This window comes from Mycolicibacterium llatzerense (genome assembly GCF_025331195.1).
Lineage (GTDB): Bacteria > Actinomycetota > Actinomycetes > Mycobacteriales > Mycobacteriaceae > Mycobacterium > Mycobacterium llatzerense.
On sequence record NZ_LXOV01000001.1, the window covers coordinates 2,926,741 to 2,936,953 of the forward strand.

11 protein-coding genes are annotated in these 10,213 nt (G+C 66.1%); 6 read left to right on the forward strand and 5 right to left on the reverse strand.

Annotation, left to right across the window (positions count from 1 at the left end):
- Window positions 1–10 precede the first annotated feature (10 nt).
- On the reverse strand, window positions 11–376 hold the full coding sequence (locus A7G45_RS14425) for a hypothetical protein (RefSeq protein WP_260937857.1): 366 nt from the start codon (window positions 374–376) through the stop codon (window positions 11–13).
- 201 nt (window positions 377–577) lie between these two features.
- On the opposite strand from A7G45_RS14425, the gene A7G45_RS14430 reads away from it, so the two are divergent.
- The gene (locus A7G45_RS14430) at window positions 578–931 is read left to right on the forward strand and encodes a hypothetical protein (RefSeq protein ID WP_260937858.1); all 354 of its coding nucleotides are present in this window, start codon (window positions 578–580) and stop codon (window positions 929–931) included.
- A gap of 52 nt (window positions 932–983) precedes the next feature.
- On the opposite strand, the gene A7G45_RS32285 is transcribed toward A7G45_RS14430, so the two are convergent.
- Together A7G45_RS32285 and A7G45_RS14440 are read right to left on the reverse strand one after the other, a co-directional pair.
- Complete coding sequence (locus A7G45_RS32285) at window positions 984–2,582, reverse strand: RNA polymerase sigma factor (protein WP_308204092.1); 1,599 nt, start codon at window positions 2,580–2,582, stop codon at window positions 984–986.
- A 119-nt stretch (window positions 2,583–2,701) separates the two neighbouring features.
- Entirely contained in the window at window positions 2,702–3,382 is a 681-nt protein-coding gene (locus A7G45_RS14440) for a TetR family transcriptional regulator (protein WP_260937859.1), read from the reverse strand.
- Between the two features lie 145 nt (window positions 3,383–3,527).
- On the opposite strand from A7G45_RS14440, the gene A7G45_RS14445 reads away from it, so the two are divergent.
- Window positions 3,528–4,580 (forward strand): ferredoxin reductase, encoded by a 1,053-nt coding sequence (locus A7G45_RS14445; RefSeq protein WP_260937860.1) that lies wholly within the window; start codon window positions 3,528–3,530, stop codon window positions 4,578–4,580.
- A 38-nt stretch (window positions 4,581–4,618) separates the two neighbouring features.
- The gene (locus A7G45_RS14450) at window positions 4,619–5,746 is read left to right on the forward strand and encodes a fatty acid desaturase family protein (RefSeq protein WP_260937862.1); all 1,128 of its coding nucleotides are present in this window, start codon (window positions 4,619–4,621) and stop codon (window positions 5,744–5,746) included.
- Here the strand turns inward: A7G45_RS14450 and nei2 are convergent.
- Window positions 5,666–6,448 (reverse strand): endonuclease VIII Nei2, encoded by a 783-nt coding sequence (gene nei2, locus A7G45_RS14455; RefSeq protein ID WP_260937864.1) that lies wholly within the window; start codon window positions 6,446–6,448, stop codon window positions 5,666–5,668. The genes A7G45_RS14450 and nei2 overlap by 81 nt on opposite strands.
- Window positions 6,448–7,419, reverse strand: a complete 972-nt coding sequence (locus A7G45_RS14460; protein WP_260937866.1) for an NAD(P)H-dependent flavin oxidoreductase — start codon at window positions 7,417–7,419, stop codon at window positions 6,448–6,450. The genes nei2 and A7G45_RS14460 overlap by 1 nt, the downstream gene beginning before the upstream one ends.
- A 72-nt stretch (window positions 7,420–7,491) precedes the next feature.
- Here A7G45_RS14460 and A7G45_RS14465 point away from each other — a divergent pair, with 72 nt between their 5' ends.
- The 3 genes from A7G45_RS14465 to A7G45_RS14475 all read left to right on the forward strand — a co-directional run.
- Complete coding sequence (locus A7G45_RS14465; protein WP_260937868.1) at window positions 7,492–8,430, forward strand: redoxin family protein; 939 nt, start codon at window positions 7,492–7,494, stop codon at window positions 8,428–8,430.
- 20 nt (window positions 8,431–8,450) lie between these two features.
- A complete protein-coding gene (locus A7G45_RS14470; protein WP_260937869.1) occupies window positions 8,451–9,689 on the forward strand; it encodes a thiolase family protein in 1,239 nt (412 codons plus the stop codon).
- Window positions 9,690–9,758: 69 nt separating this feature from the next.
- On the forward strand, window positions 9,759–10,213 hold a 455-nt coding region (locus A7G45_RS14475), incomplete at its 3' end, for a DUF222 domain-containing protein (protein WP_260937870.1).

Consider the following 10,213-nt stretch of genomic DNA (forward strand, 5'->3'; position numbering starts at 1 on the left):
CGTCGCGCCGTCACGACAGCTGTCGGGTCGGCATCGGCGCGCTGCGGGGGAGGGGAGTCGGGCGGGGCTTGGTTTGGTGGCCGGATTGCGAGTCGGCGGGCGGCCAGATGCAGAAGCCGTGGTGATAGTCGCCCGTACTCCACGTTCCACCGGTGTTGATGCAGCAGTCGTGTGTGGCCACGTCGGCATCGTCTTGGGTGGGCGGATCGTGGGGCGCGTGGCTGATCATCTCCTTGTAGCAGGTGAGGAAGCCGCCCTCGCCCTGATTGTTGTCGACTGCCCCGGCGGTCGCTGCGGTCCCGAGCCCCAGTGTCGCGATCAGCAGTGCGACCGCCATCAGCGGGAGCTTCCGTGTGTGGGTGTTGTTGTGTGGCATGGCTTCCTCCAGCTGTGATGTTTGGCCTCGTGGCCTGCGTTCACTGGTAGGAGGACGGTGTCGCGACGATTCCCACACTTTTTTCATGACTGCTCGCGGCGTCCCAAGGTCTCCCCGAAAAAGTGTGGGAATTCCGGCAGCCCCGCGCTCCTAGTAGGTGAACGCGGCCCACCGGGGCCGGGTAAGTCGAAGGAGACCATCATGGCCAGCACCGCATCAACCCAGAGGCGCGCCCTCGTCGCGACCGCCAAGTTCGTCATTGCGTCCGGCATCATCTCTGCCGGCGCGACAGCACTGTCCCCGCTGGCTCAGGCGGACGCCCAGTTCGACGCCTTCAAGCAGTCCTGCCTCACGAACCCGGGGGCATACGTGGCGGGCGCGGTCCGCGGCGCATACCGGCTGGAGGTCGTGCCAGGAAAGGAGATGGACCAGATCTGCTCGCTGTACGGTGCGCCGGGTTTCCACCCCAACGGCAATTGGCTGGGCGACTACACCAGGCAGGTCTACCTCCAGAACCCAGTCGGCGTGCCCCATCCGATGGTGACCGTCAACTGAAAGATCCGAACCGAAAGCGGCCCGCCATCGCTGATGGCGGGCCGCTTTCGGGTTATCCGAGTGGACCGCTGGGCTGGATGCACGCGGGCGGTGTGCAGCTGTTCGACCCGCCTTCCTGTCGCGGCGGGACGTGGCCGGGAGCAGGCACCCGTCCGTTCGAAGATTTCGGCGGAGTCACCGGCCCTTTGGGCGGGCCGGGGTCGACGATCGGTCCGGATTTCGGCGGCGTGACCGGCCCCTCGTCACCGCCCGAGGGCGCCGTCGGCCCGCCGGAATTGCCCGGGGGCGTGACAGGACCGGGGTTGATCGGGGGAATGACGGGGCCGCGCGGTGTGCTTGGGGGTTCCACCGGTCCGCTGGCGTGGTGTGGGGGAATGGTCGATGCGCCAGGATTACTTGGTGGCGTGATGGGTTCAGCCGGGACCGGTGAAGGCGCGGACGGTTCGCTCGAATTGCTCGGAATCGCAGTCCGTTCGGGGTTGCCCGACGGGGCCGTCGGACTGGGCGGTGGCGCCGTCTTGAGCGGAGCCTCGAACGGGGTGTTCGGCGCCGATGGAGATGCCGGTGATGACGAAGTCGAGTGGCCGATGACGCTCATCGGGTCGACGTCGAAGGCCTGCGGCATGCTGAGGTAGACCGCACCGCCGGCCGCAACGATGGCGGCCACCCCGGTCACCGCCATCGTATGGCGCCGCAGATAGCCGGGCCTCGAATCCGTTGCTGCCGAAGGTTTCTGAGCGGCCGGTGGTGGTTCGGGCAGATCGGAGACGTCCACGTCCTGCGGAGGCCACCACGAGTCGCCCGCTCCCGATGACCCGGCCGCCGAGCCGGGAGTCCCGGGCAACACATTGCCGGCGTGGGCCAGTGTCGCCTCGCGGAGCCATTCGGGAGCTGGGATGAGCAGCGGAGCGCTGCCGAGGAGTGTGGCGGGGCTGACCATCTTGGCGCGCTGCTCTTCGCAGACTGCGCAACCGTCGATATGGCGGGCAGCGCGCTTGCGCATCAGTACGGTGAATTGGCCGTCCCAATCAGCGAGGATCGCGGCGAGTTCGGGACACCGGGACGGGTCGGTACGCACCTGCCGGCAGATCAGCAGCGCGCCGAGAGACCGCGCGATGGTGTCGCGCAACCGCTCGACCAATGTGTTGGCGTTTCTCGGTGAAACTCCCAGTGCGTCAGCAAGTTCGGGCCCGCTCAGCCCTTGGCGGTAGGACAGTTCCAGCACCAGCTGATCGCGATCGGTCAGCCCGCCGCAGGCGTCGCTGATCAGATTCGCCAGTTCGCTGCGCGCGGCAAGGGTCGCCGGATCCGGTTCCCCACTGACGATCTCGGGCAGCTCGTCGCTGGGCTGTTCGCGGCGGCGGTCCCGGATTCGCGACAGTGCCTCATTGCGGGCGACGGCATACAGCCACGACCGCAGCCGGTCGGGCTCGCGGAGTTGATCGAGCCGACTGGCGGCAGTGACGAAGACGTCCTGGACGCAGTCCGCGGCGGCGTCGTGATCGCGCAACATGCCGACGCAGAAGTCGTACAAGCGATTGGCGTAACGGTCGTAGATTGCCGCGAATGCCATCCGGTCGCCCGATGCGGCGGCGAGCGCCAGCGTGGCGTCATCGTCGGCTGCCGCCGACCTCGCATATGCAGTGGTCACATCGAGCTCCCAGCTGACTCCTGGCGAATGGCAGGAATCTCATCATGGCTTTCCCAACAACTAGGAGCAACCAGCCAGGGTGATTCCCACACTTTCGTCGAGCGAGTTTGCGGCCTTGTTCAGGCGCTGTGCCACCCGGCCACGCCGACGGCGATCATTCGCAGCTGCTTGCGTGCGGTCCGCTTGACGTCGTCCAGTGCCTTGGCGTCATTGGCGTCGTCGATGGACTCGGCGGTGGTCATCATCGTGTTGACGAACAGTCCGGCCACGATGTTCAGGTCCGCGGCGCTCCAGGTGGTGAGCCCCGGCAGCCGACCAAGATCGATCGCGAGCTCAGAGGTGATCAACCGGATTTCTGTGCGGATGGCGTAGCGCAGCGAAGTGACGCCGCTGTTGCGTTCCCGGCTGATGAAGCGCCAATGCTCGGGCCGTTCGGTAACGCTGTTGAAGAGGATGTCGACCGAGGACTCGATGATGCGCTTGGGGTCGAGCTGGCCGGCGCGGCCACCGCGGAGCATTTCGCGCAGCGCCCGGAAGGACTCGTCGATGAGCACCAGGCCGAGCGCATCCATGGTCTCGAAGTGCCGGTAGAAGGCGGCGGGCACGATGCCGGCCTCGCGGGTGACCTCACGCAGGCTGAGCGCGCTGAAACTGTCCTCTTCGAGCAGCGTGAGGGCAGCCGTGATGATCGCACGGCGGGTGGCTTCCTTGCGCTCTTCGCGCGACAGGTTGTCCTGGACGCGAGAGCTTGATGAGCGGCTCGACCTCCGGTCGCGTGAACCAGGGGTACGACTGTTCACCGAACAAAGTTTACACAGCGTGACGTTGCCGCAGATTGAAACGCTTGTGTATGGCACAAGCATACGGATGTTCACTGTGTGATCCCAGCAACAACCTGCGCTTTAAGTCTTGACGCGAACGCTTGAAATCGGTCACTGTGTACACATGTTCACCGAAACTTTGAGCCGCCGAGTTCGGCGCTCCGCCCTGGTTGGCATCCTCACCGGCCCGCACGGCGTGGACCGGTACACCGAGGTTTTCGACCGCACCTGGACTGTCAACGATGCCCGCGCCAAGGTGGTCGCGGTCCGTCGGCAGACGCCGCGCAGCGTGACCCTGACGCTGCAGCCCAACGACGCCTGGCAGGGCTTCAAAGCCGGCCAGCACATCAACCTGACCGTCGAGATCGACGGCCGCCGCCGCACCCGGTGCTACTCGCCGGCCAACTCCGAGGGCAGCCCGGTCATCGAGCTGACCGTCGGCCTGCACGACGGCGGCCTGGTCTCCACCCACCTGTTCGAGCACGCCGAGCCCGGCATGGTCGTCCACCTCGACTCCGTCGGCGGCGACTTCGTGATGCCGACCGTTCGACCGCGTCGCATCCTGTTGGTCTCGGGCGGCAGCGGCATCACGCCGGTGCTGTCGATGCTGCGCACCCTGCGCGAGGAGAACTACGACGGCGAGGTCGCGTTCATCCACTACGCCCGCAACCCCGAAGAGGCTGCCTACGCCACCGAGCTGGCGGCCACCCCGGGCGTGAAGGTGCTGCACAGCTTCACCCGGTCCAACCGCGGTGATCTGAGCGGCCACTTCGGGCGGGACCACCTGGCGGCCGCCATGCCCAACCCCGACGCCGTGTTCGTCTGTGGCCCGCCGGCCCTGGTCGATGCGGTCAAGGACCTGCTGCCGGGTGCCCAGTCCGAGAGCTTCGTGCCCCCGGTCATCGCCGTCCCGACAGAGGCGTCGGGTGGCAACATCGCCTTCACTGAGAGCAACGTCGACATCGTCGACGACGGTCGCTCGATCCTCGAGCAGGCCGAAGCCGCCGGCCTGAACCCGACCAGCGGCTGCCGGATGGGCATCTGCCACACCTGCACCCGCACGAAGATCAGCGGCCCCGTGAAGAACCTGATCACCGGCGCGGTCTCGACCGCCCCCGACGAAATCATCGAAATCTGCGTGACCGCCCCGTGCGGCGACGTCCAGATCGATCTCTGAACCACCCCACCAGCCCACGCACTCAAGGAGACGAACCCATGGCTCAACGTCCCGCCACCCTGACCCCCGAGCAGTTCGACGACTTCGGCCGCGCGCTCGACGCCATCCGTGAGCGCCACCTCGCCGACCTCGGCGACCGCGACTCCGACTACATCCGCAACATCATCGCCATGCAGCGCAAGCTGGAGATCGGTGGCCGCGCGCTGCTGTTCCTGCCCCCGGCCTGGCCCGTCGGCACCGTGATGCTCGGCCTGTCGAAAATCCTCGACAACATGGAGATCGGCCACAACGTCATGCACGGCCAGTACGACTGGATGGGCGACCCGGCGCTGCGCGGCCAGAACTTCGAATGGGATTCGGCCTGCCCGTCCAACCAGTGGCGGCACTCGCACAACTACATGCACCACACCTACACCAACGTCGTCGACCTGGACCGCGACATCGGCTACGGCGTGCTGCGGATGAGCGAAGACCAGAAGTGGACCCCGTACTACCTGGGCAACCCGGTCTACGCCTTCCTGCTGATGGTGTTCTTCCAGTACGGCGTCGCGCTGCACGAGCTGGAGACCGAGCGGATCCGCTCCGGCGAGATCAAGCTGCGGGACAAGAAGGAAATGCTGCGTGAGATGTGGGCCAAGGTCAGTCGCCAGACGCTGAAGGACTACGTCGCCTTCCCGCTGCTCGCCGGACCGTTCCTGCCGTTCGTGTTCGCCGGCAACATGACCGCCAACCTGATGCGCAACGTGTGGTCGTACGTCATCATCTTCTGCGGTCACTTCCCCGAGGGCACCCACGAGTTCACCATCGAGGAGACCAAGGCGGAGACCCGCGGCCAGTGGTACTACCGCCAGCTGCTGGGTTCGGCAAACCTGTCCGGCGGCAAGTGGTTCCACATCTTCAGCGGCAACCTGTCGTTCCAGATCGAGCACCACCTGTTCCCCGACATCCCGGCGCACCGCTACGCGGAAATCTCGCCGGAGGTCAAGGCGCTGTGCGAGAAGTACGACCTGCCCTACAACTCCGGCCCGCTCCACACGCAGTTCTTCTCAGTGGTCAAGAAGATCTGCCGCCTGGCCCTGCCGGACTCATGGCTGACAAAGCGGGCACCAGAAGGTGATCCGGTCAGCGAGGTTCCCGAGGTTCGCGAGCCGGTCTCGGTCGCCTGATTCGATCAGCGTCCCGCACCTGCGACACGCTTGCCCGGCCCGGCCGTACACCCAGAGTTGACGGCCGGGTCGGGTATCGCCCGTTGTAGTCCGGTTCCACCGGTTTCTGTTCAACCACAACATGTCCCGGGCCCGCTGCGCCAGACGCAGCGGGTCTTTCACTGTGCTGACCATGGCAGTGGGGCGGCGGCCGACGATGAAACACAGCTCATTGGCATAGACGTTGCCGACGCCGGCCAGGTTGCGTTGGTCGAGCAGCGCTTCGTGCAGTGGACGTTCCGGGTCCTGGGTGAGGTTCTGGGCTGCTGTGTGCGGATCCCAGTCCGGACCAAGGAGATCCGGGCCGAGGTGTTTGACGACGTCTTGGTCGTGGTTTCTTTCGAGAATCTCCAAGGTGCCGAGCTCGGTGCCCACCGCTTGAATGTCGTTGGTTTCCAGGATGATTCTCGTCCGATGGTCAGGCCTTCTGGGTCTGGTGTTGACCTGCCACTTGCCCTCCATCTTGAGGTGCGAGTGGATGCTGGCCCCGGTGGTGCGGATGAACAGGTGCTTGCCGCGGCTGAGCACTTCGTCGACCTGTTGTCCGCTGAGGTCGACGGTCGCGAACTTCGGGACGCGAATGTCGCAGCGCGTCAGCGTCTTTCCCTGCAGTGCCTCGCGGAGCACTGCTGCGGTATGCCAGACGGTGTCGCCTTCGGGCATCAGCGGATGTAGGTGTGGGCTCGGGTCAGAGCTTGTTCGGCATCATGGGCGATCTTCTGCACCAGGGGAGCGGCCAGTTCGAGCTCGTCGATCAGGTCGAGGGCTTCGCCGGCCCAGATCGGCACGTAGTCCAAATCCATCTTGGCCGCCCGGTCGCGGAACTCCTTTTGCGCCTTGGGATCCGCGTCGAGTTCGGCGTCCCGGTCCTGCCACTGGTCGGTGAAGACGCTGCGCAGCGTCCGCGCCGGATACGTAGCCGGCCAACGCGTTTCGAGGGGGCGGGCGGCGATGTCGATGGCGCGGCCGGTGGTGGTGTCTTCGGCCGTCGCCTTCAGCATGACCTTCGACTCGGCGGCGCTGAGCAGCGACTCGTGGGTGGCTTCGAACCGGGTGCCGATCATGGCGCCCGCGGCACCGAGAGTCAGTGCCGCCGCCAGACCGCGGCCGTCGCCGATGCCGCCCGCCGCCAGCACCGGGGTGCCGTGCGCCAGGTCGACCACCGCGGGAACGAACGGCAGCGTCGACCGGCCGCCGTGGTGGCCGCCGGCCTCTCTGCCCTGCGCCACCAGCACCTGGACTCCCGCGTCGAGGGCCTGTCTGGCTTCGTCGAGGGTGTGCACCTGGGACATCAGTGGGATGTTCGCGTCATGGATGGCCTTGGCAAATGGGGCCGGGTCACCGAACGACAGCATGATGGCGGCGGGTCGTTGGGCGATGACCCAATCGACGATCTCCTGATTGACAGCCCACGTGAGTAGACCTATACCCCAGGGCTTTTCGGTGTCCTGCGTGGCCAACCGGCATTCGGTGGCGAGCATGGTGAGGTCACCACGACCGCCGCCGATCAGGCCCAGTCCGCCCCCTTCGGACACCGCCGCAGCCAATCGGCCACCGGATACGTCGCCCATCGGGGCCAGGACGATCGGATGGGCGATGCCGAACAGCTCGGTCAGCGGGGTGTGCAGCGCCATGGCTTCACTCTATGACTCGGGTTTGACCTTGCCCCTGGTGGCAATGTTTACCCTCGGTGCCGAGGACTGAACATGCAGATTTCTGAACTGGCCCGGCGAACGGGCGCGTCGACCAAGGCCGTGCGGTATTACGAGCAGCTCGGTCTTCTCGATCCGTCGCGCCTGGGTAACGGGTACCGGGACTACTCCGAGGAAGACGTGCAGGTCGTGAGCGAGGTGCGTGCGCTCGCTGCCGTCGGCATCGCCCCGTCGAAGGCCGGCCCATTCATCGACTGTCTTCGCCTCGGACATGAACACAGCGATGAGTGCCCCGAGTCGCTTGCGGCCTATCGGGACAGCATCGCGGTTCTGGACGAGACCATTGCGTCGCTGACACAGCGGCGGCAGGACCTCGCGGCGCGGCTCGACGCCGCTGCATGCCGAGCATTCGACACGAAGGATGATCCGTTGACCGATTTCACGACGCTTCCCACCAGCCTGCCTGTCCCCGAAAACGACGGTGCGGCTGACCATCTGGTCGGGCTTGCGATGCCCGACATCATGTTGCCGGCGAGTGGCGGCGGTGAGGTTCAGCTGAGTGATCTGCCGGCGGGACGGACGATTCTGTACCTGTATCCGCTGACCGGTCGTCCTGGTGCCGACCTCCCCGAGGGCTGGGATGCGATTCCCGGCGCGCGGGGTTGCTCGACCGAGGCGTGCGACTTCCGCGACCACTTCGCCGAGTTGAAAGCCGCTGGTGCGAACCACGTCTGGGGACTATCGAGCCAGGATGTCGATTATCAGGCGGAAGTGGTGCGGCGCCTGCGGCTGCCGTTCCACATGCTGTCGGACGAGACCTTCGCACTGGCAGAAGAGTTGGGGCTCCCGACCTTCGCCGCCGACGGGCACCCGCGGCTCTACACCCGCCTGACCATGGTGATCCGGGATGGCCGGATCGAGCACGTCTTCTATCCGATCTTCCCGCCGAATACCCACGCGCAGCAAGTGCTCGACTGGTTACGCTCGCTTTGACATCGAGCGGGAGACGGTTGATGACAGAAGCATTTGTGCTTGGTGGTGTCCGCACTCCATTCGCGCGGTACGGCAGTTCGCTGTCGCACATCCGCACCGACGACCTCCTCGGCATGACGATGAAGGGTGCGTGCGAGCGCGTCGGCGTCGATCTCGGAGTCATCGAGGACGTCGTTGCCGGCTGTGTGAATCCTGCGCACGAGGGAATGGGCGACATCGCCCGCTGGGCGGCGCTCGCCGCCGGATTTCCCGACACGGTGGCCGGGACGACCATCAACCGGTTCTGTGGGTCGTCGCTGAGTGCCACGATCAACGTCGCGCACGCGATCAAGGCCGGCGACCTCGGCGTCGGTATCGCGTGTGGTGTCGAGTCGATGTCACGATCGGGCTGGGCCTACATGAAAGGTGACGCGGCCTTCGCGCCGCGCGGGCCGGTCATCCTGCTCGACACCATGTGGGCCGGCGCCGGCGGCCCACCCAACCCGGCGCTGCTGGCGCGCAACGCGTACATCAGCATGATCGAGACCGCGCAGAAAGTGGCCGATCGCTATGGCCTGACACGCGAGGAGATCGACGCGTTTGCGCTGCGGACGCAGCGAAATGCCAAGGCGGCGCGTGATTCCGGCCGTCTGGCCAAGGAGATCATGCCGGTCCAGATCGCCGCGACGACGAAATCCCCGGCAAGGCTGTTCGAGCACGACGAGTTCATCCGCGACGAAACCACGGCCGAGCAACTGGCGGCCCTGCGCCCGCAACCGGGCACCACGCAGATGACCGCTGCCAACTCGACGCCGCTGACCGATGGCGCCAGCGCCCTGGTCCTGGCGTCGGGGGAGCGGGCGGCAGAACTCGGCGTCGAGCCATTGGCGCGGGTGGTGTCCTCGGCGGTGTACGGGATCGATCCGCTGTTCATGGGTCTCGCCCCGGCGTGGGCGCTGCCCCTGGCGATCAAACGTGCAGGGTTGACGCCCGAGCAGATCGACGTCTGGGAAGTCCATGAAGCGTTCAGTGCGCAGGCCCTCGGAGTGCTGCGGGAACTGCCGAACCAGCTCGACGGGTTCGTCGTTCCCGACGAGAAGCTCACGCCCAACGGAGGCGCCGTGGCGATCGGCCATCCGTTCGGCGCCACTGGTGCCCGGTACGTCCTGACCCTGGCCACCGAACTGCGCGAGCGCAACGCGCGGTACGGGGCCATCGGCGTCTGCGTCGGCTCGGGTCAGGGTGTTGCGATCGTGATCGAAAACCCTTCTGCTGCTTGAGCAGTACAGCTTCTCGCTCTCCACTCGGAGCGGCCAAAATTTGTCGGACCCTTCTGGTTTGATGATGTTATGTCCAGCACCGCAACGGCTTTCGATGTTGAGGTGTCGCCGTGCGAGCGTATGGATGCGTTCTTCGATGAGATCGGTGAGCTGACCGGGCAGCGCAACGCGATCGACGCGCGGCTGGTGGAGATTGCGGCCGAGATCGACCGCGACGGGTTGTGGGGTGCGACCGGTGCCCGGTCGCTCACGTCGTTGGTGGCGTGGAAAACCGGGGTGTCGCCGCGCAATGCGGAGGTGATGGTGGCGGTCGCGCACCGTCTGGAGGAGTTTCCGCGGTGCGCTGAGGCGATGCGTGAGGGCCGGTTGTCGTTGGATCAGGTCGGGGTGGTCGCCGAACACGCCGCGGACGGTTCTGATGAGCACTATGCCCAGTTCGCCGAAAGTGCCACCGTCACCCAGTTGCGTAAGGCCGTGAAGCTCGAGCCGCGCCCGGAGCCCGAGCCGGAGTCGAAGCCCGAACC